This is a genomic window from Crenobacter luteus (assembly GCF_004345725.1).
In the GTDB taxonomy this organism is placed as follows: Bacteria; Pseudomonadota; Gammaproteobacteria; order Burkholderiales; family Chromobacteriaceae; genus Crenobacter; species Crenobacter luteus.
Window position 1 is genome coordinate 18,345 of sequence record NZ_SLXG01000007.1, and the last position, 24,498, is coordinate 42,842.

General features: G+C 69.2%; 20 protein-coding genes and 2 riboswitches. Of the genes, 17 read left to right on the forward strand and 3 right to left on the reverse strand.

Annotated elements, in window-relative coordinates:
- Nucleotides 1-3: 3 nt before the first annotated feature.
- The 12 genes from atpA to EV683_RS06000 all read left to right on the forward strand — a co-directional run bounded on the left by atpA (nucleotide 4) and on the right by EV683_RS06000 (nucleotide 13,675).
- Nucleotides 4-1,548, forward strand: coding sequence for a F0F1 ATP synthase subunit alpha (atpA, locus tag EV683_RS05945; protein WP_131862165.1), 1,545 nt, complete (start codon nucleotides 4-6; stop codon nucleotides 1,546-1,548).
- Nucleotides 1,549-1,586: 38 nt separating this feature from the next.
- Nucleotides 1,587-2,453 (forward strand): F0F1 ATP synthase subunit gamma, encoded by an 867-nt coding sequence (gene atpG / locus EV683_RS05950; RefSeq protein ID WP_066610962.1) that lies wholly within the window; start codon nucleotides 1,587-1,589, stop codon nucleotides 2,451-2,453.
- 43 nt (nucleotides 2,454-2,496) lie between these two features.
- A complete protein-coding gene (gene atpD, locus EV683_RS05955) occupies nucleotides 2,497-3,894 on the forward strand; it encodes a F0F1 ATP synthase subunit beta (protein WP_066610961.1) in 1,398 nt (465 codons plus the stop codon).
- A gap of 11 nt (nucleotides 3,895-3,905) precedes the next feature.
- Nucleotides 3,906-4,328: a F0F1 ATP synthase subunit epsilon gene (locus EV683_RS05960; RefSeq protein WP_066610958.1), complete on the forward strand. Its 423-nt coding sequence runs from the start codon at nucleotides 3,906-3,908 to the stop codon at nucleotides 4,326-4,328.
- Between the two features lie 72 nt (nucleotides 4,329-4,400).
- Nucleotides 4,401-5,765 (forward strand): bifunctional UDP-N-acetylglucosamine diphosphorylase/glucosamine-1-phosphate N-acetyltransferase GlmU, encoded by a 1,365-nt coding sequence (gene glmU / locus EV683_RS05965; RefSeq protein ID WP_131862166.1) that lies wholly within the window; start codon nucleotides 4,401-4,403, stop codon nucleotides 5,763-5,765.
- Between the two features lie 83 nt (nucleotides 5,766-5,848).
- Nucleotides 5,849-7,678 carry a glutamine--fructose-6-phosphate transaminase (isomerizing) gene (gene glmS / locus EV683_RS05970; protein ID WP_131862167.1) on the forward strand — a complete coding sequence of 610 codons (1,830 nt, stop codon included), beginning with the start codon at nucleotides 5,849-5,851 and terminating at the stop codon, nucleotides 7,676-7,678.
- 128 nt (nucleotides 7,679-7,806) lie between these two features.
- A riboswitch (Fluoride riboswitch) is annotated at nucleotides 7,807-7,872 on the forward strand.
- 80 nt (nucleotides 7,873-7,952) lie between these two features.
- Nucleotides 7,953-9,284: a voltage-gated chloride channel family protein gene (locus tag EV683_RS05975; RefSeq protein ID WP_131862168.1), complete on the forward strand. Its 1,332-nt coding sequence runs from the start codon at nucleotides 7,953-7,955 to the stop codon at nucleotides 9,282-9,284.
- Entirely contained in the window at nucleotides 9,281-9,619 is a 339-nt protein-coding gene (locus EV683_RS05980; protein ID WP_066610950.1) for a DUF190 domain-containing protein, read from the forward strand. The genes EV683_RS05975 and EV683_RS05980 overlap by 4 nt, the downstream gene beginning before the upstream one ends.
- Nucleotides 9,620-9,695: 76 nt before the next feature.
- A riboswitch (Fluoride riboswitch) is annotated at nucleotides 9,696-9,757 on the forward strand.
- Between the two features lie 265 nt (nucleotides 9,758-10,022).
- Nucleotides 10,023-10,742, forward strand: a complete 720-nt coding sequence (locus EV683_RS05985; protein WP_131862169.1) for a hypothetical protein — start codon at nucleotides 10,023-10,025, stop codon at nucleotides 10,740-10,742.
- Nucleotides 10,739-11,209 carry an HAD family hydrolase gene (locus EV683_RS05990; RefSeq protein WP_066610946.1) on the forward strand — a complete coding sequence of 157 codons (471 nt, stop codon included), beginning with the start codon at nucleotides 10,739-10,741 and terminating at the stop codon, nucleotides 11,207-11,209. The genes EV683_RS05985 and EV683_RS05990 overlap by 4 nt, the downstream gene beginning before the upstream one ends.
- Before the next feature lie 251 nt (nucleotides 11,210-11,460).
- Nucleotides 11,461-12,627 (forward strand): MFS transporter, encoded by a 1,167-nt coding sequence (locus EV683_RS05995; protein WP_131862170.1) that lies wholly within the window; start codon nucleotides 11,461-11,463, stop codon nucleotides 12,625-12,627.
- A gap of 136 nt (nucleotides 12,628-12,763) precedes the next feature.
- Nucleotides 12,764-13,675: a LysR substrate-binding domain-containing protein gene (locus EV683_RS06000; RefSeq protein ID WP_131862171.1), complete on the forward strand. Its 912-nt coding sequence runs from the start codon at nucleotides 12,764-12,766 to the stop codon at nucleotides 13,673-13,675.
- A gap of 60 nt (nucleotides 13,676-13,735) precedes the next feature.
- Here EV683_RS06000 and aspA read toward each other — a convergent pair whose 3' ends face one another.
- Both aspA and EV683_RS06010 read right to left on the reverse strand, forming a co-directional pair.
- Nucleotides 13,736-15,142 (reverse strand): aspartate ammonia-lyase, encoded by a 1,407-nt coding sequence (gene aspA / locus EV683_RS06005; protein ID WP_131862172.1) that lies wholly within the window; start codon nucleotides 15,140-15,142, stop codon nucleotides 13,736-13,738.
- A gap of 169 nt (nucleotides 15,143-15,311) precedes the next feature.
- Nucleotides 15,312-16,211, reverse strand: coding sequence for a LysR family transcriptional regulator (locus tag EV683_RS06010; protein ID WP_131862173.1), 900 nt, complete (start codon nucleotides 16,209-16,211; stop codon nucleotides 15,312-15,314).
- A 168-nt stretch (nucleotides 16,212-16,379) separates the two neighbouring features.
- On the opposite strand from EV683_RS06010, the gene EV683_RS06015 reads away from it, so the two are divergent.
- The 5 genes from EV683_RS06015 (at nucleotide 16,380) to EV683_RS06035 (ending at nucleotide 21,605) form a co-directional block, all read left to right on the forward strand.
- Nucleotides 16,380-17,417 carry a cupin domain-containing protein gene (locus tag EV683_RS06015; RefSeq protein WP_131862174.1) on the forward strand — a complete coding sequence of 346 codons (1,038 nt, stop codon included), beginning with the start codon at nucleotides 16,380-16,382 and terminating at the stop codon, nucleotides 17,415-17,417.
- Between the two features lie 132 nt (nucleotides 17,418-17,549).
- Nucleotides 17,550-18,743: a 3-hydroxybenzoate 6-monooxygenase gene (locus tag EV683_RS06020; RefSeq protein WP_131862175.1), complete on the forward strand. Its 1,194-nt coding sequence runs from the start codon at nucleotides 17,550-17,552 to the stop codon at nucleotides 18,741-18,743.
- Nucleotides 18,744-18,754: 11 nt separating this feature from the next.
- Nucleotides 18,755-19,396 (forward strand): maleylacetoacetate isomerase, encoded by a 642-nt coding sequence (gene maiA / locus EV683_RS06025; protein ID WP_131862176.1) that lies wholly within the window; start codon nucleotides 18,755-18,757, stop codon nucleotides 19,394-19,396.
- Between the two features lie 42 nt (nucleotides 19,397-19,438).
- Complete coding sequence (locus EV683_RS06030; RefSeq protein WP_131862177.1) at nucleotides 19,439-20,143, forward strand: fumarylacetoacetate hydrolase family protein; 705 nt, start codon at nucleotides 19,439-19,441, stop codon at nucleotides 20,141-20,143.
- 97 nt (nucleotides 20,144-20,240) lie between these two features.
- Nucleotides 20,241-21,605 carry an MFS transporter gene (locus EV683_RS06035; protein WP_165916795.1) on the forward strand — a complete coding sequence of 455 codons (1,365 nt, stop codon included), beginning with the start codon at nucleotides 20,241-20,243 and terminating at the stop codon, nucleotides 21,603-21,605.
- Between the two features lie 143 nt (nucleotides 21,606-21,748).
- Here EV683_RS06035 and EV683_RS06040 read toward each other — a convergent pair whose 3' ends face one another.
- Complete coding sequence (locus EV683_RS06040; protein ID WP_131862178.1) at nucleotides 21,749-24,472, reverse strand: cation-translocating P-type ATPase; 2,724 nt, start codon at nucleotides 24,470-24,472, stop codon at nucleotides 21,749-21,751.
- Nucleotides 24,473-24,498: the final 26 nt, after the last annotated feature.

The window sequence follows — 24,498 nt, forward strand, 5'->3', positions numbered from 1 at the left end:
ATCATGCAGTTGAACCCCTCTGAGATCAGCGACCTGATCAAGGCCAAGATCCAGAACCTGGCCGAAGGCGCTGAAACCCGTACCAAAGGTACGGTGATTTCCGTGACCGACGGTATCGTTCGCATCCATGGCCTGGCAGACGTGATGCAGGGTGAAATGCTCGAATTCCCGGGCAACACCTTTGGCCTCGCGATGAACCTCGAGCGCGACTCCGTCGGCGCCGTGGTTCTGGGCGAGTACGAGCACATTTCCGAAGGCGACGAAGTCACCTGCACCGGCCGCATCCTCGAAGTGCCGGTCGGCCCGGAACTGGTCGGTCGCGTCGTGAACGCGCTCGGCCAACCGATCGACGGCAAGGGCCCGATCAACGCCTCGGCGACCTCGCCGGTGGAAAAGATCGCCCCGGGCGTGATCGCGCGTAAATCGGTCGACCAGCCGATGCAGACCGGCCTGAAGTCGATCGACTCGATGGTGCCGATCGGCCGCGGTCAGCGCGAACTGATCATCGGCGACCGCCAGACCGGCAAGACCGCCGTCGCGCTGGACGCGATCATCAACCAGAAGGGCACCGGCGTCATTTGTATCTACGTCGCCGTCGGCCAGAAGGCCTCGTCGATCGCCAACGTGGTGCGCAAGCTCGAAGAGCACGGCGCGATGGGTCACACCATCATCGTCGCCGCGACCGCTTCCGAAGCCGCCGCGCTGCAGTTCCTGGCGCCGTACGCCGGCTGCGCGATGGGCGAATACTTCCGCGACAACGGCGAAGACGCGCTGATCGTGTACGACGACCTGTCCAAGCAGGCCGTCGCCTACCGTCAGATCTCGCTGCTGCTGCGCCGTCCGCCGGGCCGCGAAGCCTACCCGGGCGACGTGTTCTACCTGCACTCGCGTCTCTTGGAGCGCGCCTCGCGCATCAACGAAGACGAAGTCGAGAAGCTGACCGGTGGCCGCGTCAAGGGCAAGACCGGTAGCCTGACCGCGCTGCCGATCATCGAAACCCAGGCCGGCGACGTGTCCGCCTTCGTGCCGACCAACGTGATCTCGATCACCGACGGCCAGATCTTCCTGGAAACCGACCTGTTCAACTCGGGCATCCGTCCGGCCATCAACGCCGGTATCTCGGTGTCCCGCGTCGGCGGCGCAGCCCAGACCAAGGTCATCAAGAAGCTCGGCGGCGGTATCCGTCTGGCGCTGGCCCAGTACCGTGAACTGGCCGCGTTCGCGCAGTTCGCGTCGGACCTCGACGAAGCGACCCGCAAGCAGCTGCGCCACGGCCAGGTCGTGACCGAGCTGATGAAGCAGAAGCAGTTCTCGACCCTGTCGACCGCCGAAATGGCGCTGACGCTGTGGTCGGTGAGCAAGGGCTGCTACGACGACGTGCCGGTCAAGAACGCGCTGGCGTTCGAAGCCGCCTTCCTCGCCTACGTGCGCGCCAACCACGGCGACCTGCTGAAGGCCGTCGACGCGTCGGGCGAACTGTCGGGCGACAACGAGAAGATCCTGACCTCGGCGATGCAATCGTTCAAGGCCGGCTACAGCTACAACTGAGCCTTTCGGTAAACGAAGCTAACTGAAAGGGTCAGGACATGGCAGTCGGTAAAGAGATTCTCACCAAGATCCGAAGCGTGCAGAACACGCAGAAGATCACGCGCGCGATGCAGATGGTGGCAACCTCCAAGATGCGCAAATCGCAAGAGCGTATGCGCGCTGCCCGTCCTTACGCCGAGAAGGTGCGCCACGTGATGGCGCACCTGGCTCAGGCCAATACGGACCTGGAGCATCCTCTGCTCGCCAAGCGCGACGTCATCAAGCGCGCCGGCGTCATCCTGATCACCTCGGACAAGGGCTTGTGCGGTGGACTGAACGTCAACACCCTCAAGCGCTTCTACACCAAGGTGCAGGAACTGACCGAAGCCGGCGTCGAAGTCGAAGTGTGCACCCTGGGCCAGAAGGGCCTGGCGGCCGCGCAGCGTACCGGCCTCGACGTGGTGACCAGCGCGATCCACCTGGGCGACGTGCCCAAGCTGGAAAAACTGATTGGCCCGCTTACAGTCCTGTTGAAGAAGTACGCCGATGGCGAACTGGACGCGGTTTACGTCGTGTATTCCCGCTTCATCAACACGATGAAGCAGGAGCCGGCGCTCGAACAGCTGCTCCCGCTGACCCCGGAACAGATGGTGGTCGAGCACTCGCACTCGTGGGATTACCTCTACGAGCCGAGCGCCGACGCCGTGATGGAATTCCTGGTGCGTCGCTACGTGGAGTCGGTGGTCTACCAGGCGTTGGCCGAGAACATGGCCTCCGAGCAGGCCGCTCGGATGGTGGCGATGAAAGCCGCCACCGACAACGCCGGGAATACGATCAAGCAGCTGCGTCTTGTGTACAACAAGGCGCGCCAGGCTGCGATCACCACCGAGCTGTCGGAAATCGTGGCCGGCGCCGCCGCGGTGTAAACCCGCCAAGCAGGCTGTAACGTATATTGTTTAGGAACCGATAATGAGCCAAGGCAAAATCGTACAAATCATCGGCCCGGTGGTCGACGTGGAGTTTCCGCGCGACGCCATGCCGAGGGTTTATGATGCCCTGAAACTGGTCGACGGTAGCCTCACCTTCGAAGTCCAGCAACTGCTGGGCGACGGCGTGGTGCGTACCATCGCCATGGGCAGCTCGGACGGTCTGAAGCGTGGCACGGACGTCGTGAACACCGGCGCACCGATCTCGGTGCCGGTCGGCGCCGCCACCCTCGGCCGCATCATGGACGTGCTGGGCAACCCGGTCGACGAGGCCGGCGAAGTCGCCACCGAGGAACGTCGCGCCATCCACCAGGCCGCACCGAAGTTCGACGAGCTGTCGTCCGCCACCGAGCTGCTGGAAACCGGCATCAAGGTGATCGACCTCCTGTGCCCGTTCGCCAAGGGCGGCAAGGTGGGTCTGTTCGGCGGCGCCGGCGTCGGCAAGACCGTGAACATGATGGAGCTCATCAACAACATCGCCAAGGCGCACTCGGGTCTGTCCGTGTTCGCCGGCGTGGGTGAGCGTACCCGTGAGGGCAACGACTTCTACCACGAGATGAAGGACTCCAACGTCCTCGACAAAGTGGCGATGGTCTACGGCCAGATGAACGAGCCGCCGGGCAACCGTCTGCGCGTCGCGCTGACCGGCCTGACGATGGCCGAGCACTTCCGCGACGAGAAGGACGCGTCGGGCAAGGGCCGCGACGTGCTGTTCTTCGTCGACAACATCTACCGCTACACGTTGGCCGGTACCGAAGTGTCCGCACTCTTGGGCCGTATGCCGTCGGCGGTGGGTTACCAGCCGACGCTGGCCGAGGAAATGGGCCGTCTGCAGGAGCGTATCACCTCCACCCGCACCGGTTCGATCACCTCGATCCAGGCCGTGTACGTCCCCGCGGACGACTTGACCGACCCGTCGCCGGCGACCACCTTCGCCCACCTGGACGCGACCGTCGTGTTGTCCCGTGACATCGCCTCGCTCGGTATCTACCCGGCGGTGGACCCGCTCGACTCGACTTCCCGCCAGCTCGACCCGCTGGTGGTCGGCGACGAGCACTACGCGGTCGCCCGCGGCGTGCAGACCACGCTGCAGAAGTACAAGGAACTGCGCGACATCATCGCGATCCTGGGCATGGACGAACTGTCGGAAGAAGACAAGCTCACCGTGTACCGCGCGCGTAAGATCCAGCGCTTCCTGTCGCAGCCCTTCCACGTGGCCGAAGTGTTTACCGGTTCGCCGGGCAAATACGTGTCGCTGAAGGACACCATCAAGGGCTTCAAGGCGATCATCTCCGGTGAATACGACCACCTGCCGGAACAAGCGTTCTACATGGTCGGTTCCATCGAAGAAGCCGTCGAGAAGGCCAAGACCCTTAACTAAGGAGAGGGCCCATGGCCAAGATGCGTGTGGAAGTGGTGAGTACCGAAGAGCAGATCTTCTCCGGTGAGGCCGAGTTCCTGGTCGCCCCGGCGGAAAACGGCGAAATCGGTATTTATCCGCGTCACGTGCCGCTCCTGACTCGCATCAAACCCGGCGTCCTGCGCGTGCAGGTGCCGGGCGAGGCGAAAGAGGTTCTGGTGGCGGTCTCCGGCGGCATGATGGAAGTGCAGCCGACCCTCATCACCGTGCTGGCCGACGTGGCCGTGCGCGGCGACGAGCTGGACGAGGCCCGGGCGCAGCAGGCCAAGAAGGACGCCGAAGAGGCGCTCAAGAAGGCCACCGACGACCGCGACACCGCCAACGCCCATGTGGCGCTGGCCGCCGCGATCGCCGAGCTGAAGACGCTCGAGTACCTGCGTCGACGCGCGCACTGAGTCGAATCGCGTATACTTCCAGGCTGCCCCCAGGGGCAGCCTTTTTCCATTTTCGACGCCGATTAAACGTTCATGGATCGTCTTTCCGTAGTCATTCTCGCCGCCGGCCGCGGCAAGCGCATGTATTCCGATCTGCCCAAGGTGCTGCACACCGTCGGCGGCAAGCCTATGCTCGCGCGCGTGCTCGACACCGCGCGCCGGCTCGAACCGGCGCAGCTGGTGGTCGTCTACGGCCACGGCGGCGAACAGGTGCGCGCCGCGCTGCCGGACGCCGACCTCGCCTGGGCCGAACAGGCCGAACAGCTGGGCACCGGCCACGCGCTCAAGTGCGCGCTGCCGCTGCTGCCCGATACCGGCAAGACGCTGGTGCTGTACGGCGACGTGCCGCTGATCGAGGCGCATGTGCTGGAGGAGCTCGCCGCGCTGGCCGGCGACGACGCGGCGCTGTTGACCGACGAGCTGGCGAACCCGTCCGGCTACGGCCGCATCGTGCGCGGCGCCAGCGGCGCGGTCGAGGCCATCGTCGAGGACAAGGACTGCGCGCCCGAGCAGAAGGCGATCCGCGAAATCAACACCGGCATGCTGGTGCTGCCGAACCGCCACCTCGGCCGCTGGTTGGCCGAGCTGAAGAACGGCAACGCCCAGGGCGAGTACTACCTGACCGACGTCGTCGAGCTGGCGGTGCGCGACGGCGTCAAGGTCCACGCGCTCAAGGTGCCGGCCTCGTGGCAGGCCGCCGGCGTCAACAACAAGGTGCAGTTGGCCGAGCTCGAGCGCGTGCTGCAGGCCAACCAGGCGCGCGCGCTGCTGGAAGCGGGCGTGCAGCTGCTCGACCCGGCGCGCATCGACATCCGCGGCACGCTGGCGCATGGCCGCGACGTGACGATAGACGTCAACTGCGTGTTCGAGGGCGAGGTCGTGCTCGGCGACAAGGTCAGCATCGGCGCCAACTGCGTGCTCAGGAACGTCCGGGTCGAAGCCGGCGCCAGGATCGCGCCGTTCTCGCATCTGGAAGACGCCGTGGTCGGCGCGAACAGCCGCGTCGGCCCGTACGCGCGGCTGCGCCCGGGCGCGAGGTTGGCCGAGGGCGTGCACATCGGCAACTTCGTCGAGGTCAAGAAGAGCGAGATCGGCCGCGGCAGCAAGGTCAACCACCTGAGCTACATCGGCGACGCGACGATCGGCGCCGGCAGCAATATCGGCGCCGGCACCGTGACCTGCAACTACGACGGCGTGAACAAGTTCCAGACCGCCATCGGCGACGATGTGTTCGTCGGTTCGGGCACGCTGCTGGTCGCGCCGGTCGCGGTCGAGGACGGCGCCACCATCGGCGCCGGCACCGTGCTGACCAAGACCGCGCCGGCCGGAGCGCTGACGGTGGCGCGCGCGCGCCAGGTCACCGTGTCCGGCTGGCAGCGTCCGGTCAAGCACAAGTAAGCGCAGCAAGGCTCGGCCAACCTTGGCCGGGCGGAAACTACAGATCATCATGATTCGGGGCGTGGCCCCGCAAGGTGGACATTATGTGTGGGATTGTCGGTGCGATCGCGTCGCGCAATGTGGTTCCGGTACTGGTCGACGGCCTCAAGCGCCTCGAGTACCGCGGTTACGATTCGGCCGGGGTGGCGGTGCTCGACGGCGAGACGGTGCGCCGCGTGCGCCGCGTCGGCCGCGTCGCCGAGATGGAGGGCGCGGCGGCGGCCGAGAGCCTCGCAGGTCAGGTCGGCATCGGCCACACGCGCTGGGCGACGCACGGCGGCGTGACCGAGCCGAACGCCCACCCGCACATCTCCTTCGGCGAGCTGGCGGTGGTGCACAACGGCATCATCGAAAACCACGAGGCGCAGCGCGAGCGCCTCAAGGGCCTCGGCTACACCTTCGAGTCGCAGACCGACACCGAGGTGATCGCCCACCTGGTCCACCACTATTTCAAGGCTTCGGGCGACCTGTTCGGCGCGGTGCGCGAGGCGACCGCCGAGCTGCACGGCGCCTACGCGATCGGCGTGATCGCGCAGGCGCGCCCCGACGAGCTGATCACCGCGCGCATGGGCTGCCCGCTGCTGATCGGCCTCGGCGACGGCGAGAATTTCATCGCCTCGGACGTGTCGGCCATCCTGTCGGCCACCCGCAAGGTGATCTTCCTCGAGGAGGGCGACGTCGCGCGCCTGACGCGCGACGCGGTCGAGATCCTCGACGGCAACGGCCAGCCGGCCGAGCGCGCCGTGCACCAGTCGGACGTGTCGCTCGCCTCGCTCGAGCTCGGCCCGTACGACCACTACATGCAGAAGGAAATCCACGAGCAGCCCAGGGCGCTGGCCGACACCATCGAGGCGGTGCTTGAGCTCGGCTTCGACGCCGCGCTGTTCGGCGAGAGCGCCGCGCAAAGGTTGGCCGAGGTCGAGGGCGTGCAGATCCTCGCCTGCGGCACCAGCTACTACGCCGGCCTGACCGCCAAGTACTGGATCGAGGCGATGACCGGCCTGCCGTGCAACGTCGAGATCGCCAGCGAATACCGCTACCGCGACGCGTGGGCGCATCCCAAGCACCTGATCGTCACCATCTCGCAGTCCGGCGAGACGCTCGACACCATGGAAGCGCTCAAGTACGCCCGCAGCCTTGGCCACGAGCATGCGCTGTCGATCTGCAACGTGCGCGAGTCGGCGATCCCGCGCGCGTCCGACCTGGTGTTCTACACCCGCGCCGGCGCCGAGATCGGCGTCGCGTCGACCAAGGCGTTCACCACCCAGCTGGTCGCGCTGTTCACGCTGGCCGCGACGCTGGCCAAGCTGCGCGGCCGCCTGTCGTTGGAGCGGGAAGCCGCGCTGCTCGAGGAATTGCGCGCGCTGCCGGGCAGCGTGCAACACGCGCTGAACCTCGAGCCGCAGATCCACGCGTGGGCGCAGGCCTTCGCCGCCAAGCACAACGCGCTGTTCCTCGGTCGCGGCCTGCACTACCCGATCGCGCTCGAGGGCGCGCTCAAGCTCAAGGAAATCACCTACATCCACGCCGAGGCCTATCCGGCCGGCGAGCTCAAGCACGGCCCGCTCGCGCTGGTCGACGAGGCGATGCCGGTGGTGGTGATCGCGCCGAACGACGCGCTGCTGGAAAAGGTGAAGTCGAACATGCAGGAAGTGCGCGCGCGCGGCGGCGAGCTGTTCGTGTTCGCCGACGCCGACAGCCATTTCACCGATTCGGAAGGCGTGCACGTGATCCGCACGCCGCGCCACGTCGGCATCCTGAGCCCGATCGTGCACGCGATCCCGGTGCAGTTGCTCGCCTACCACGCCGCGCTGGCACGCGGCACCGACGTCGACAAGCCGCGCAACCTCGCCAAATCGGTGACGGTGGAGTAAGCACGCGCGAGCGAACGCGGCTTGCCGCCGGGTTCGCTCGCCTTTAAAATGCGTCCCGTCGTCAGAAGCTGTTCACGATCTGCGTGCCGGGCCAGCCCTTCGGGGGCCGCGCCACAAAATCGTCAACCGCTGCTGCAGGAGATGGCATTCCTCCTCATAACCGCCCCGATCGGGCTGATGATGCCTATGGTATTCCCTGGCCGGGAAGCTATAGGCGCAGCCTTTTCTGCCGTTTTCCGTCCAGGGTCGTCGACACACGCAACACTGGACAACCATGACTTCTTCCAAACTCCCCGAGTCGATCGCCGTCTTGCCGTATCTGGGCAAGTGGGTCGTGCTCTCCGGCCTGGTGGCCGTGCTCGCCGGCACCGCGTCGGCTTTTTTCCTGTTCGCGCTCGAATGGGCCACGGCGACGCGGCTGGCGCACGCCTGGCTGATCTGGCTGTTGCCGCTGGCCGGCTTCGTCGTCGGGCTGGCGTATTGGTGGCTGGGGCGCGAGGTCGAGGCCGGCAACAATCTGCTGATCGACGAAATCCACGACCCGAAAAAAGTCATCCCCTTGCGGATGGCGCCCCTGGTGCTGATCGGCACGGTGGTGTCGCACCTGTTCGGCGCCTCGGCCGGCCGGGAAGGGGCGGCCGTGCAAATGGGCGGCGCCCTGGCCGACCAGCTGAACCATCTGTTGCCGCTGTCGTCCGAGGACCGGCGCATTTTGCTGATGAGCGGGATCGGCGCCGGCTTCGCGTCGGTATTCGGCACCCCGCTGGCCGGTGCGATTTTCGCCCTCGAGGTGCTGGCGATCGGACGCCTGCGCTACGATGCGATTTTGCCGTGCATGGTGGCGGCGATCGTCGCCGACCAGGTCGCTTCGCTGTGGGGAGTGCACCACAGCCATTACGCGATTCCTTTCATTCCCAAACTGGACAGCTGGGGCCTGTTCGCGTCGATTGTCGCCGGGGTGGCTTTCGGGCTGGTCGGCAAGCTGTTTGCCGACACCGTGCACTTCGTCGCGGCGCAGTTCAAACGGCGCGTCGTGTTTGCGCCGGCGCGGCCCCTGCTGGGCGGGGCGCTGCTCGTGCTGGCCGCCGTCGCTCTGCCGGCCGACCCCTATCTGGGGCTGGGTATCCCGACGATCGTGTCGTCCTTCGAGCAGCCGCTGCCGCCCTACGACTTCATCGGCAAGCTGGCGTTCACCGCGCTCACCCTCGGCTCCGGTTTCAAAGGCGGGGAGGTGACCCCGCTGTTCTACATCGGCGCGACGCTGGGCAATGCGCTTGCGCCGTTGTTGCAACTGCCGTTCCCGCTGCTGGCCGGCATGGGCTTCGTCGCGGTGTTCGCCGGCGCGGCCAATACGCCGCTGGCGTCCACGGTCATGGCCATCGAATTGTTCGGTCCGCAAATCGGCGTCTATGCCGGCCTGGCCTGCGTGGTCAGCTACTTGTGCTCGGGGCACACCGGGATTTACCGTGCGCAGCGGGTGGGGCAGGCCAAGCACCGCAAGTTGCCCGAGGGGATGCGTCTGTCCGAGTTGCCGGCCTGGCGCAAGGCGCTCGCCAAAACGCCCGCGCAGACGTCGATGAACAGCTCGCAGGAAACGCAACCATGACCCAGCTGTCGGCCTTGCGCCTTTATTTTCCGCAGTCCGCCAAGGCCAAGCCGGCGCGTTTTTGGCAGCGGCTCGTTGCGCCTAGCCTGGCGACTTACCTGCTACGCCATGCCCACCGGGCCGGCATCCGGCAGGCCGTCCTGCACAAGGTCTTTGCCGGCTATTTGCCGGGCGGGCAGGTGCAGCACTATGCGTCGGACACGCCGCCGGCACGCTTGCCGAACTGCCTTGAACTGATCGACGAGGAGGCGCGCCTGCAAGCCTTTCTCTGCGCCCATGCCGATCATCTGGCCGAGGTGAGGGCGGTGCTGCATCCCTGCGCCTCTCTGTTCTGAATACGCCCGCCGCGGCGCAGCGCGACCGGCGGCCGCGATAGCGCACCTTGCCGCCGCCGCCGCCCTTGCCTATAGTCGCAGCGTGGGAGATGGCATGCCTCCCTAACCGCCTTTACGGCTGATGATGCCTACACGCGATCCGTCGGGATCGGTGTAGGCATTTTCTTTATGTGCTTGCCGTCACGCCGTCCCGGGCGCCGCGTCGTCGAAGACCATCGCGAGCGCGACGGGCGGTTCGTCGGTTTGCCATCGGCCTGCTTTCTTCGCCGCCGCATGCTTGCCGGACCGCCGTTCAAGGCAGGAGGCCGCCATGGCTGCAGCAAGTGACTCGCATGTCCCGTGTTCACCGCAAGCGGTGGCGTTGTGCGGGCCCGGAGCCGACCGTGCGCTGAGCGGCAGGGGAATGCTGGACGACGGAAAAATCGACCGGCTGACGCCGTCCGCTGCCGAACTCGCCTTTCTGTGGTGGTTCATCCAAGGCAGCATCATGGACGCCGACGTGCGAAACGGCATGTTGCGCGCCTGGGGATTGTGCGAGCGTCATGCGCTGATCTGGCTGCGCGTCGAGGCGGCGTGGCGCCACGCTTATCTGCACGGGCCGGCGGTGTTCTACCGCGACCTGATGGAGCACGCCGAGCGTACCTTCGTGCGCTGGGGGAGGGTGTCGGTGCGCTGGTTGGCGCGTCGGCTGTGTACAGAAGGCGTCTGCCATCTGTGCGCGATGACGAGCGCGCCGCCGTCGACGGCGGATCGTCTCGATCCGCGGCTGCTATGCGGCCAGGACGCGGGTCCCTTGCGCGCGTTCATGCGCGAGACGGAGCCGGACTGGCGGCCCTTCGTGTGCGGCGTTTGCGCCGGCTCGTCCGGCCTGGCGCGCTGCCGCCGCCATCTGTGCGACGACCTCGCCCGTGCCGGAGCGGCGACGTTGCCGCGCCAGCGCGAGGCGGTCGAGACCGTGGCGGCGCGTCTGGCCCGTTATGACGCCTCGTTTCAATGGGAACTGAGAGGCAGCGACCGCCGCGAGGATCGCGCTGCCCTGATCTGCGCTGCCGGCTGGAGCGCCGGTTGGCGTGACCTGCTCGCTTTTTACGACGTCGAAATCCGGCAAGGAGTCCCGTCATGATCTCGCTCGACATTCCCGGCTTTGGCCAGGCCGACTTGCGGCATCTGGTGCTCGATTTCAACGGTACGCTCGCCTGCGACGGCGTTTTGCCGTCGCGGCTGAGGGCGCGCTTGGCCGATGCTCCCGGCGGTCTGACCGTCCACGTTCTGAGCGGCGACACCTTCGGACAGGCCGCCCGGCAGCTCGGCGACCTACCTTGTACCCTGTCCGTGCTCGGTGCCCACGGGCAGGCACAAGCCAAACGCGACTATGTGCTGCGGCTCGGGGCCGAGCAGACCGTTGCGATAGGCAATGGCCGCAACGACCGCCTGATGTTGTCCGCCGCAGCGCTCGGCATTGCCGTGCTCGGGCCGGAGGGCTGTGCGGCCCAGAGCGTGCAGGCGGCCGACCTGCTGGTGCGCGATATCGACGAAGCGTTCGCGCTGCTCGCGCATCCCTTGCGGCTCGTCGCCAGCTTGCGCGATTGACGGTAGCACCCGGTTGACGGGCAAGACCTTGTCTATCCGGATCGAAACGGGCCACGCGGTGGCTGTGCCCGCCAGCCGGCCGGAGCCGGGCGGCGCGGTTCGACCGTTGGTCCGCCTGAACGCCGATGAGCGGGGGAGGGACGATGCGACGGCGGGACACGCGGGCTAGTCGCCCGGCGGGGCGAGCGGAACGGACAGCCCCGAGCGCCAGGCCGGATCGCGGGCTCGACGCACGACGCGCGACGGCCTTCGTGCTTTTGCTCGGGACGGTCAGCCTGTTCGGCGACATGACTTACGAATCGGCGCGCAGCATCTCGGGCCCCTTCTTGGCCCTGCTCGGCGCCAGCGCCACCACCGTCGGCGTCGCTGCTGGTCTGGGCGAGCTGCTCGGCTACGCGCTTCGTCTGGTGTCGGGCAGTCTGGTCGACCGCACCCGTCGCTACTGGTCGATCGCCTTGACCGGCTACGCGCTCAACCTGCTGGCCGTGCCCTTGCTCGCATTGGCCGGAAGCTGGCAACTGGCCGTGGGCTTGCTGTTCATCGAGCGGGCCGGCCGGGCCATCCGCGTGTCGCCGCGCGACGCGATGCTGTCGTTTGCCGGCCGGCGCATGGGCAAGGGCTGGGGCTTCGCCCTGCACGAGGCGATGGATCAGGGCGGGGCGATGCTGGGTCCGTTGGCCGTCGCGGCGCTGCTGGCCTGGCGGCACGATTACCGGCTCGGCTTTGCGGTGCTGTTGTTGCCGGCGCTGCTGTCGCTCGGCGTGCTGCTGCTGGCGCGGGCCTTGTACCCTAACCCGGCCGCGCTCGAACCGGCCGGGCTGGCACTCGGGGCGCGCGGTTTCGACCGGGTCTACTGGCGTTACCTGATCGCCGCCGGCTGTATCGCCGCCGGTTTTGCCGATTACCCGCTGATTGCCTTCCACCTCGGCAAGAGCGGCGGCGTCGGCGGCGAGTGGATCGCGATGTTCTACGCGATCGCGATGGGCGTCGACGGCCTGGCCGCGTTGCTGCTCGGTTACGGCTACGACCGGCACGGGCTGAGCGTGCTGGTGCTGGCCGCCGTCCTGGCGATGCCGGTCGCCCCGCTGGTGTTCTGGGGCGGGTTCGGCGCCAGTCTGGCCGGCGCCATCCTGTGGGGGCTGGGGATGGGGGCCCAGGAGTCGATCATGAAGGCGACCATTGCCGCGATGTCGCCGGCGGAGCAGCGCGGCAGGGCCTTCGGGGTCTACCATCTGGCTTTCGGCGTCTTCTGGTTTGCCGGCAGCGCGCTGATGGGGTGGCTGTACGATGTCTCGCTGACGGCGCTGGTGGTGTTCTCGGTCGCGCTACAGGGCTTGGCCGCCGTGCAGTTGTTCACGCTGATCGGACCGATCGACCGTTACCTGCTGCCCGCTACCCCTCCGGACGGGCGCGCGTGAGCCGTCACGCGCTCGGTACGGCATCGTCCCGTCCAGGTTTTCTCCGATGGCGCCGTCGCCGCGCCTGCCGCTACGCTTGGGCGGCGCCGCGCTCCACGCGCGGCGCGCCTTTTACCGCCACTGACGCCCCCTTCGCATGGACACCAAGCTTCTCGAGGACTTCCTGTCGCTGGCCGAGACCGGCAGCTTCACCCGCTCGGCGCAGTTCCGCCACATGACGCAGCCGGCGTTTTCGCGCCGAATCCAGGCGCTGGAAGAATGGGTCGGCGCCGACCTGATCGACCGCACCGTCTACCCGCCGCGGCTGACCGTCGCCGGCGAGCTGTTCCGCGAGCACGCCGCGTCCATCGTCGAGGCGCTGCGCGCCGCGCGCGCTCAGGTGCGCGGCCAGACGCCGCTGCCGGCGGCCAGCCTCGCCTTCGCGCTGCCGCACGCGCTGGCGCTGTCCTTCTTCCCGAAGTGGCTGAGCCAGATCCGGCAGGGCTTCGGCGCGCTGCCTTGCCGGCTCGAAGCCGGCAACGTGCACGACGCGGTGCTGGCCTTCGTCGAGGGCGAGTGCGACCTGTTGCTGTGCTACCACCACCCGGCGCAGCCGGTCGAACTCGAACGTCGGCGCTACCCGGGCCTGGTGCTCGGCGTCGAGCGGCTGCTGCCGTTCTCGGCCTGCGACGGGGGCGGCGCGCCGCGCTACGCGCTGCCGGGCGAGCCGGGCCGGCCCTTGCCCTACCTCGGCTATTCGGCGGGCGCCTACCTCAGGCGGATCGCCGACCTGATCCTCGCTCGCTCGGCCGCGCCCTGCCACCTCGAGCAGTGCTACGAGAACGACATGGCGGAAGGGCTGAAGAACATGGTGCTCGAGGGCCATGGCGTCGCCTTCCTGCCCGAGAGCACGGTGGCGCGCGAGCTGGCGCAAGGTCAGCTCGCGCCGGCCGGCGACGCGGCCTGGGGCGAGGCGCTGGGCATTCACCTGTACCGCGACGCGCGGCGCGCGAAGCCGGCGCAGGACGCGCTGTGGGCTTTCCTGGCGGCGCGCTATCCGGCGGTTTGACGCAAAAAGACCCGCGCGACCCCGGTGAGGGGCGGCGCGGGCAAAGCGGAGGATGCTTTATCAGTGAGCCGGCAGCGGGCGCGGCTGGGTCAGGCTTTCGGGGCGCAGCGCCTCGGCCAGCGCCTCGGCCGACATCAGGCCGCGCTCGAGCACGATCTCGGCGACGCCGCGGCCGCTGGCGTGCGCCGCGGCGGCGATATCGGTCGCGTTCGCGTAGCCGATGTAGGGGTTCAGCGCGGTGACGATGCCGATCGAGCGCTCGATGCTCGCGCGCAGGTGGTCGCGGTTGGCGGTGATGCCGGACACGCAGCGGTCGGCGAGCACGCGGCAGCCCTGCGTCAGGTGGGCGACGCTCTTGAACAGGCTGTGCGCGATGATCGGCTCGAAGGCGTTCAGCTGCAGCTGGCCGGCCTCGGCGGCGAAGGTCACCGTCGTGTCGTTGCCGATCACCTCGAAGGCGATCTGGTTCACCACCTCGGGAATCACCGGGTTGACCTTGCCCGGCATGATCGACGAGCCGGCCTGCATCGGCGGCAGGTTGATCTCGCCGAAGCCGGCGCGCGGGCCGCTCGACAACAGGCGCAGGTCGTTGCAGGTCTTGGACAGCTTGACCGCGACGCGCTTGAGCACGCCCGACAGCTGCACGAAGGCGCCGCAGTCCTGCGTCGCCTCGACTAGGTTCGGCGCGGTCACCACCGGGATGCCGGTCAGGCCGGCGAGCAGGCGGCTGACGCGCGCGGCGTACTGGGGGTGGGTGTTGATGCCGGTGCCGATCGCGGTGGCGCCGAGGTTGATCTCGCAGATCAGCCGCGCGGCTTCCTTCAAGCGCTCCTCGTCCTCGGCCAACATCACCGCGTAGGTCGAGAACTCCTGGCCCAGCGTCATCGGCACCGCGTCCTGCAGCTGGGTGCGGCCCATCTTCAGCACGTCCTTGAATTCCTCGGCCTTGGCCTCGAAGGCGCGGCGCAGGTAGGCCATCGCGTCGACGAGGCGGAAGATGCCGGTGTAGGTCGCCAGCTTCAGCGCCGACGGGTAGACGTCGTTGGTGCTCTGGCCGAGGTTGACGTCCTCGTTCGGGTGCAGGTGCTGGTAGTCGCCCTTGGCGTGGCCCATCAGCTCGAGCGCGCGGTTGGCGATCACCTCGTTGGCGTTCATATTGGTCGAGGTGCCCGCGCCGCCCTGGATCACGTCGACGACGAACTGGTCGTGCAGGCGGCCGGCGCGGATCTCCTCGCAGGCGCGGCCGATCGCGGCGGCCTTGCCCGCGTCGAGCAGGCCGAGCTGGTGGTTGGCCTCGGCCGCCGCGTGCTTGATCGCGGCCAGCGCGTCGACGAGGTCGGGGTAGGCCGAGATCGGCGTGCCGGTGATCGGGAAGTTCTCGAGCGCGCGCAGCGTGTGCACGCCGTAGTAGGCGGAGGCGGGGACGTCGCGGTCGCCCAGGAGGTCGTGTTCGCGTCGGGTCTGCATGGCGGGGGCTTTCCTTCGGGGGCTTCGCCGACGTGGCGAAGCGATGCCGCCACTGTAGGGCCGCCGCCCCGTCCCTTGCCAATGCCGATTCCTCATCGCCCCATGCCGGCCGGACATGCCCCGGCCGTTGCCGGGCCGCCGGCTCGGCAACGAAGCCGGCGACAGCGGCTCAGGCCGGCGCCGACAGCAGGTCGGAGATCGCCTTCCGCAGCCAGCGGTTGCCCGGGTCGTGGTGGAAGCGCTCGTGCCAGTGCTGCTTGACCGCGTAGTCGGGCAATTCGAACGGCACCGGAAACGCCTTGAAGCGGCCGCGCCCCTCGAGCACCTCGGCCAACCTTTCCGGAATCGTCACCAGCATGTCGGTCTGCTCGACCACGAAAGCGACGCCCAGGTAGTTCGGCACCCTCAGCGCGATGCGGCGCGCGATGCCCTGGCGCGCGATCTCGCGCTCGAGGATCAGGTGGCCGGTGCCGGAGGAGGTGACGACCGCGTGCTCCTCGGCCTCGAATTGTGCGAGCGTCAGCGCGTCGCGGATGCGCGGGTGGTCGGCGCCGGCCACGCACACGTAGCGCTGGCGGAACAGCGCCTGCTGGTAGAAGCCGGCTTCCAGCTGCGGCATGAAGCCGAGCGCGAGGTCGGCCTCGCCCGATTCGAGCAGGCGCGCGGTGTCGGCCGACAGCGGCACGACGTCGATGTGCACGCCCGGCGAAGTCTTTCTCAGGTAAGTCGACAGCCTCGGCAGCAGCACCAGCTGGCTGATGTCGGTCATGCTGATGGTGAAGGTGCGCTCGGACCTCGCCGGGTCGAACTCGACGCGGTGGCCGAACACCGCGTTCGCCGCGTCGAGCGCCGCGCGCACCGGCTGTTCGAGCGCGCGCGCCATCGGCGTCGGCGCCATCGCGTTCGAGATGCGCACGAACAGCGGGTCGTCGAAGTGCTCGCGCAGCTTCGCGAGCGCGATGCTGACGGTCGGCTGGCCGACGCCGAGGTTCTCGGCCGCGCGCGTCACGCTGCGCGTCTTGTAGATCTCGTCGAACACCTGCAGCAGCCGGATATCGGGCGTCAGCATCGCCGCGTTCTCCATTCAATTTATGAATGATATGGATTGATACCATTGAATGGACCGAATGTCGACGCGGGTCTACATTTTCATCACCACCACGGGCCGCCATCCCCTTGAGCCGATTCGGTTTTTCGGCCGGGGCACGAGATGGCCTTGCACAGTCAGGAGATGAACATGCTGGAACTCGGCCGACTCGACGATCTGCCGCTGGACTACCGCGACGCGCTTTGCGCGCAGAACCTGGTGCCGCTGTGGCCCAGCCTGCGCGCGGTGCTGCCGCCGGGCAAGCCCATGCCGCGCACCCGCCCGACGCACTGGAGCTACGAGGCGCTGCGCCCGCTCTTGATGCAGGCCGGCGAGCTGACCCCGATAGCCAAGGCCGAGCGCCGCGTGCTGGTGCTCGCCAACCCGGGCCACGGCCTCGAGAAGATGCAGGCGAGCGCGGCGATCTACCTGGGCATGCAGCTCTTGCTGCCCGGCGAAGTCGCGCCGGCGCACCGCCACACGCCGAACGCCGTGCGGCTGATCGTCGAGGGCGAGGGCGCCTACTCGACCGTCGACGGCGAGAAATGCGAAATGCGCCGCGGCGACCTGATCCTGACGCCGACCGGCCTGTGGCACGAACACGGCCACGAGGGCGACGCGCCGGTGGTGTGGCTCGACGTGCTCGACCTGCCGCTGGTGTATTACATGGAGGCGTCCTACGTCGAGGAGGGCGAGCTGCAGAGCGTCGCCGGCGACGGCGGCGCGCGCGCCTACGCGCGCGGCGGCGTGGTGCCGAGCCCGCTGTTCGAGCGCCGCGACGCGCGCTACCCGATGCTGCACTACCCGTGGGCCGAGGTGCGCGTCGCGCTCGAAACCTTGGCCGAGGCCGAGCCGGGCCTCGACGCGGTGCAGGTGGCCTATATCAACCCGGAAAACGGCGGCGACTGCGAAAACATCCTCGGTTTCTTCGCGCTGATGCTGCGTCCGGGCGAGACCCTCGCGCTGCCGGCCCGTTCGCCCGCGGCGGTGTTCCACCTGATCGAAGGCGCCGCCACGGCCGAGATCGACGGTCAGACCTTGACGTTGGCCGAGGCCGACACCTGCTGCGCGCCGGGTTTTGCGCGCGTCACGCTCAGCAACGGTTCGGCGACCGAGCCGGCCTTCCTGTTCATCGCCGACGAGAGCCCGCTGCACAAAAAGCTCGGCGTCTACGAAGTGCGCCCTTGAGCCGGCGCTAACGACTCCCTCCTTTCCCGACGACGGGCCGATGCCCGAGCCCCGCGCTGACCCTGGCGGTCCGCGCGCAGGCGGAGCCTTGCCCGTCGTCGCGGGGGGAGACCTCAGACAGAGGAGAACGACATGCCCCCCAAACTTCCCGTGATCGTCGCCGGCGGCGGCATCGGCGGCCTCGCCGCCGCACTGGCGCTGGTGCGCCAAGGCTTTTCCGTCAAGGTGCTCGAACAGGCGCCGCAGATCGGCGAGATCGGCGCCGGCATCCAGCTCGGCCCGAACGCCTTCCACGCTTTCGACGCGCTCGGCGTCGGCGACAAGGCGCGCGGCCGCGCCGTCTACACCGACGAGATGGTGATGCACGACGCGCTCGACGAGACGCTGGTCGGCCGCATCCCGACCGGCGAGGCGTTCCGCAAGCGCTTCGGCAACCCGTACGCGGTGATCCACCGCGTCGACGTTCACCTGTCGCTGCTCGAAGGCGCCGAGGAGACCGGCCGCGTCGAATTCCTGACCGGCACCCACGTCGAGCGCGTCGAGCAGGACGAGGCCGGCGTCACCGTCTACGACCGCGCCGGCAACGCGCACCGCGGCGTCGCGCTGATCGGCGCCGACGGCGTCAAGTCGGTGGTGCGCGCGCAGTACGTCGGCGATCCGCCGCGCGTGTCCGGCCATGTCGTCTACCGCGCGGTGGTCGACAGGAAGGACTTCCCGCAAGACCTGCAGTGGAACGCCGCCAGCATCTGGGTCGGCCCGAACTGTCACCTGGTGCACTACCCGCTGCGCGGCGGCGAGCAGTACAACGTCGTCGTCACCTTCCACAGCCGCGACCAGGAGGAATGGGGTGTCACCGAGGGCAGCCCGGAGGAGGTGCAAAGCTACTTCCAGGGCATCTGCCCGAAGGCGCGCCAGCTGATCGATCTGCCCAAGAGCTGGAAGCGCTGGGCGACCGCCGACCGCGAACCGATCGCCACCTGGACCTTCGGCCGCGTCGCGCTCTTGGGCGACGCCGCCCACCCGACGCTGCAATACCTCGCGCAGGGCGCGTGCATGGCGCTCGAGGACGCGGTGACGCTGGGCGAGGCGGTGCGCGTCAACGGCAACGACTTCGCCAAGGCCTTCGCGCTCTACCAGGCGTCCCGCGTCGCCCGCACCGCGCGCATCGTGCTGTCGGCGCGCGAGATGGGCCGCATCTTCCACGCCAAGGGCGTCGAGCGCCTGGTGCGCAACGAGTTGTGGAAGGGCCGCAGCCCGGAACGCTTCTACGACGCGATGGAATGGCTGTACGGCTGGAACGCCGACAACTGCCTGGCGCGCGACTGAGGGGCCGAACCGTGATGAAGCTGTACAACTTCTTCCGCAGCGGCACCTCGCACCGGCTGCGCATCGCGCTGAACCTCAAGGGACTGGACTACGACTACGTCGCGGTCGACCTGCGGCGCGACGAGCATCTGGGGGAGGCGTTCAGGGCGCTGAACCCGCAGGGCCTGGTGCCGGCGCTGGTCGACGGCGAGCAGGTGCTGATCCAGTCGCCGGCCATCGTCGAGTGGCTGGAGGAGCGCCACCCGGCGCCGCCGCTGCTGCCGGCCGATGCGGCCGGCCGGGCCCGCGTGCGTGCGCTCGCGGCGCTCATCGGCTGCGACATCCACCCGCTCAACAACCGCCGCGTGCTCGAGTACCTGCGCCACACGCTCGGCCACGACGAGGCGGCCGTCGCCGCCTGGTGCCGCACCTGGATAGCGGCCGGCTTCGCCGCGCTCGAGGCGCTCCTGGCCGCCGATCCCGCGCGCGGCGACTTCTGCCACGGCGACGCGCCGACCTTGGCCGACGTCTACCTGGTGCCACAGGTCGAGAGCGCGCGCCGCTTCGGCGTCGACCTCGCGCCTTATCCGAACATCGTCGCCGTCGACGCGGCCTGCGCCGCGCTGCCGGCCTTCGCCCGCGCCGCGCCGGCCGTCCAGCCCGACGCGGCGTAAGGCTCGGCCAACCCCTTATCCGATTCTCCCCGAGGTGAAACCATGAGCTACCTGTTCCCCCCCGTCGCCACCGTCGGCCTGACGGTCGCCGGCACCGCCGACCAGTTCCCGGTGCGCCGCGTCTACTGCGTCGGCCGCAACTACGCCGCCCACGCGCGCGAGATGGGCTTCGACCCTGACCGCGAGCCGCCGTTCTTCTTCTGCAAGCCGAACGATCCGGAATCGATCGTGCCGGTGCCGGCGGGCGAGGCGGTGACGATTCCGTACCCGGCCCAGACCAGCAACTACCACTACGAGATCGAGCTGGTGGTCGCGATCGGCAAGGGCGGCCGCGATATCCCGGTCGAACAAGCCGCCGGGCACATCTTCGGCTACGCGGTCGGCCTCGACATGACCCGCCGCGACCTGCAGATGACGATGCGCGAAATGGGTCGCCCGTGGGAAATCGGCAAGGCCTTCGACTACTCGGCGCCGGTCGGCGTGCTGCACCCGCTCTCGCAGACCGGCGAAATCAACGCCGGGGCGATCGAGCTGACCGTCGACGGCGAAACCCGCCAGAACAGCGACCTGACCCACCTGATCTGGTCGGTGTCCGAGGTGATCGCCAAGCTGTCGACGCTGTTCGAGCTGCAGCCGGGCGACCTGATCTTCACCGGCACGCCCGAGGGCGTCGGCGCGGTGAAGGTGGGCGAGCGCATGGTCGCGCGCATCGACGGCCTGAGCCCGATCACGGTCGACGTCGTTTAAGGACGCGCCCGAGGCGCGTCGTGAACCGGAGCGGCGGCAATAATAAAACCAGCCGCCGTCCGTCTCGGGCCTTGCGTCCGCCCCAGAGGAGAAACAGATGGACCTGAATACCCGCGTCGACGTGCAGCGCTACATCGACGACCACCCGTTTTCGCGCTTCCAGAAAACCATCCTGCTGCTGTGCTTCCTGGTCGTGCTGGTCGACGGCTTCGACACCGCCTACATCGGCTTCATCGCGCCGGCGATCCGCGACGAATGGGGGCTCAGCTCCGCGGCGCTCGCGCCGCTGTTCGGCGCCGGCCTGTTCGGCCTGATGGCCGGCGCGCTGGTGTTCGGCCCGTTGGCCGACCGCGTCGGCCGCAAGAAGGTGCTGCTGTGCTCGGTGCTCTTCTTCGGCCTGGCCAGCCTCGCCTCGGCCTTCAGCACCGACCTGACGACGCTGGTCGCGCTGCGCTTCCTGACCGGCGTCGGCCTCGGCGGCGCGATGCCGACCGCGATCACGCTGACCTCGGAATACTGCCCGCAGGCGCGCCGCTCGCAGCTCGTCACGCTGATGTTCTGCGGCTTCACCGTCGGCTCGGCGCTCGGCGGCCTGTTGTCGGTGCAGATCCTGCCCTACGTCGGCTGGCGCGGCGTGCTGGTGGTGGGCGGCGTGCTGCCGCTGCTGCTGGCGGTTTTCCTGAAGGTCTACCTGGCCGAGTCGCTGCGCTTTCTGGTGCTGCGCAACGGCTCGCCCGAAACGGTACGGCGCATCGTCGAGAAGATGGGCGCCGGCCGCGGCGGCGCCGTGCCCGAGTTCGTCGTCGGCGGGCTCGAGCACAAGGTCGCCTCGCCGGTGCGCGAGCTGTTCCACGGCAAGCTGGCCGCCGGTACGCTGCTGATCTGGTGCAGCTTCTTCATGAGCCTGTTGATCATCTACCTGTTGTCGAGCTGGCTGCCCATCCTGCTCAACTCCGCCGGCATCGGCCTCGGCCGCGCGTCGGTGGTGACCGCGATGTTCCAGGTCGGCGGCACGATAGGCGCCATCCTGCTCGGCCGGCTGATGGACCGCTTCGGCTCGGCGCGCACGCTGTCGCTGTCCTACGTGCTCGGCGCCGCCTTCGTCGCGCTGTGCAGCGCCAGCACCGGCCAGTTCGCGCTGTTGACGTTCGCGGTGTTCGGCATCGGCTTTTGCATCAGCGGCGGCCAGGTCGGCGCCAACGCGATGGTCGCGGCCTTCTACCAGACCGGCAACCGCGCGACCGGCGTGAGCTGGGCCAACGCGGTCGGCCGCTGCGGCTCGGTGCTCGGCTCGATGGCGGGCGGCTGGCTGCTGTCGATGCAGATCGCGATCGACCGCATCCTGCTGCTGCTGGCGCTGCCGGCGCTGCTCGCGGCGCTGGGCCTGCTGCTGCTCGGCCTCGTCAAGCGGCGCATCGACCGCCAGGACGCCGTCGCCGCGACCGAGGCCGTCGCGCACTGACGCCTTCCCCGCCCCGCCTTTCCCCTGTCCGTCGCGGCGCCGCCGCCCTCGGCCAACGTCGGCCGAGGGGGCAGGGCGGGGTGCGGCCCGAAAAGACAAGCTATACGGGAGATACCCATGAAAGCAGGCTACGCGGCGCTGCGCTAGCTACCGCCGGGCGGCTGCCCGCCCGCGAGCCGCCGCGCGACGGCCTTCTCGCCCTCGATCAGGAGGTAGACCGCCAGCGCGGCGGCGCCGGCTCGCGCCCAGTCGGCGCCGTCGAGCGCGACGGTGCCGAACAGGGCCTGCATCGCCGGCAGGTAGGTGAAGGCCAGTTGCAAGAGCGCGAGCACGCCGCAGGCGAGCAGCGCGGCGCGGTTGCCGGCGAGGTGGGCGAGCGAGGCCGGATTCGGGCCGTAGCGCCGGCTGTTGAACAGGTAGGCGATCTCGATCGCGACCATCGCGTTGACCGCCAGCGTGCCGGCGTAGGCGTGGCCGGCGCGCCCGAGCGCGTCGAGGTAGAAGCCGAACGGCAACGCGACCATCAGCGCGCCGACGAAGACGAGGCGCCAGACGAACAGCCGGTCGCCGAGCCCCTCGTCGGGCGGGCGCGGCGCGCGGCGCATCACGTCGTCCTCGGGCGCTTCGAAGGCCAGTGCCAGCGCCAGCGTGACGGCGGTGACCATGTTGATCCACAGGATCTGCAGCGGCGAGATCGGCAGCGGCAGGCCGGCGACGACCGCCGCGACGACGATCGCGGCCTGGCCGACGTTGGTCGGCAGGATGAACAGCACCGCCTTGCGGATGTTGTCGTAGACGGCGCGCCCCTCGGCGACCGCGTGCGCCAGCGTCGCGAAGTTGTCGTCGGTGATGACCATCGCCGACGCTTCCTTGGCCGCCTCGGTGCCCTTGCCGCCCATCGCGACGCCGATGTCGGCCGACTTCAGCGCCGGCGCGTCGTTGACGCCGTCGCCGGTCATCGCGATGACCTCGCCGTTCGCGCGCAGCGCGGCGACGAGGCCGAGCTTGTGCTCGGGGCTGGCGCGCGCGAACACGTCGACGTCGCGCACCGCCGCGCGCAGCGCGGCCGCGTCCATCCGGTCGAGCTCGGGGCCGGACAGCGCGCGCCGCCCGTCGCCGATGCCGAGCCGCAGGCCGATCGCCGCGGCGGTCGCCGCGTGGTCGCCGGTGATCATCTTGACGCGGATGCCGGCCTCGCGGCAGCGCGCGACCGCGTCGGCCGCCTCGTCGCGCGGCGGGTCGATCAGGCCGACCAGGCCCAGCAGCGTCAACCCGGCGACGTCGTCGTATGTCAGCGCAGCGTCGTCGTCGACCTCGCGCCGCGCCAGCGCCAGCACCCGGTAGCCGTCGCGCGCCATCGCGTCGGCGCGCGCCAGCCACGCGGCCTCGTCCAGCGGTCTTTCGCCGGCGGCGCCCAGTTCGCGCGAGGCGCGCGCGAGCACCGTTTCGGGCGCGCCCTTGACCAGGATCAGCCGGTGGCCGAGGTGGTCGTGGTGCAGCGTCGCCATCAGTCGCATCGCCGCGTCGAAGGGCTGCGCGTCGACGCGCGGCCAGCGCCGCGCCAGCGTCTCGACCGGCTGCGCCGCCTTGTGCGCCAGCGTCACCAGCGCCGCCTCGGTCGGATCGCCGAAGGCTTGCCAGCCGTGCGCGTCGTCGTGCGCGAGCCGGGCGTCGTTGCACAGCGAGGCCACCGTCAGCAGCGCATCCAGCTCCGGGCGCTCGCCCCAGGCGAGCGGCACCGTGCCGTCGTCGCGCCGCCAGCACAGCCCGCCATCCGGCGCGTAGCCGCTGCCGCTGACCTCGACGTCGAGGTCGGCGAGCCGGACGCGGCCGGCGGTCATCTCGTTGCGCGTCAGCGTGCCGGTCTTGTCGGTACAGATCACGGTGACCGAGCCCAGCGTCTCGACCGCCGGCAGGCGGCGCACGATCGCGCGGTGGCGCGCCATCCGCTCGACGCCGATCGCCAGCACGATGGTGACGATGGCCGGCAGGCCCTCGGGAATGGCGGCGACGGCGAGGCTGACGCCGGCGAGGAACATGGTCCGCCAGCCTTCGCCGTGCCAGAGCGTGCCCAGCGCGACGGTCAGCGCGGCGACGGTCAGGATGGCGCAGGTCAGCGTGCGGGTGAAGCGCTCGAGCCGCCGCGTCAGCGGCGTGTCGTGGCGCGGGATGGTCGCGAGCATCCGGTTGATGCGGCCCAGCTCGGTGTCCTCGCCGGTGGCGACGACGAGGCCGCGGGCCTGGCCGGCGCAGACCAGCGTGCCGGCGTAGGCCATCGCGCGGCGCTCGGCGAGCGGCGTGTCGGCCGGCTGCGCGTCGCCGCCCTTGTCGACCGGCAGCGATTCGCCGGTCAGCGCCGCCTCGTCGACGCGCAACGCGCGCGCGCGCACCAGCCTGAGGTCGGCCGGCACCTTGTCGCCGGCGTCCAGCAGCACGATGTCGCCGGGTACCAGCGCCGCGGCGTCGATCTCGTGCCGCTCGCCGTCGCGCATCACGGTCGCGCGCGGCGACAGCATCGCGCGGATCGCGGCGAGCGCGCGGACGGCGCGGCCTTCCTGCAGACAGCCTATGGTCGCGTTGATCAACACCACGCCGAGGATCACCGCGCTGTCGACGACGTCGCCCATCAGCAGCGTCACCGCGCCCGCGACGAGCAGCACGTAGATCAACAGGTTGTCGAGCTGGCGCAGGAAACGGCGCAGCACGCTCTCGGGCGGCGGGGCCGGCAGCGCGTTCGGGCCGTGGCGCGCGAGCCGCGCGGCCGCCTCGTCGCGGGAAAGGCCGTGTTCTCCGCTGCGCAGCGCGTCGAGTGCATCCTGGCCGGGCAGCGCGTGCCACGGGGGCGGGGGAGAGGGCGGTTCTCGCATCGGGGCGTCCTGCGTGAGGGGGCCCG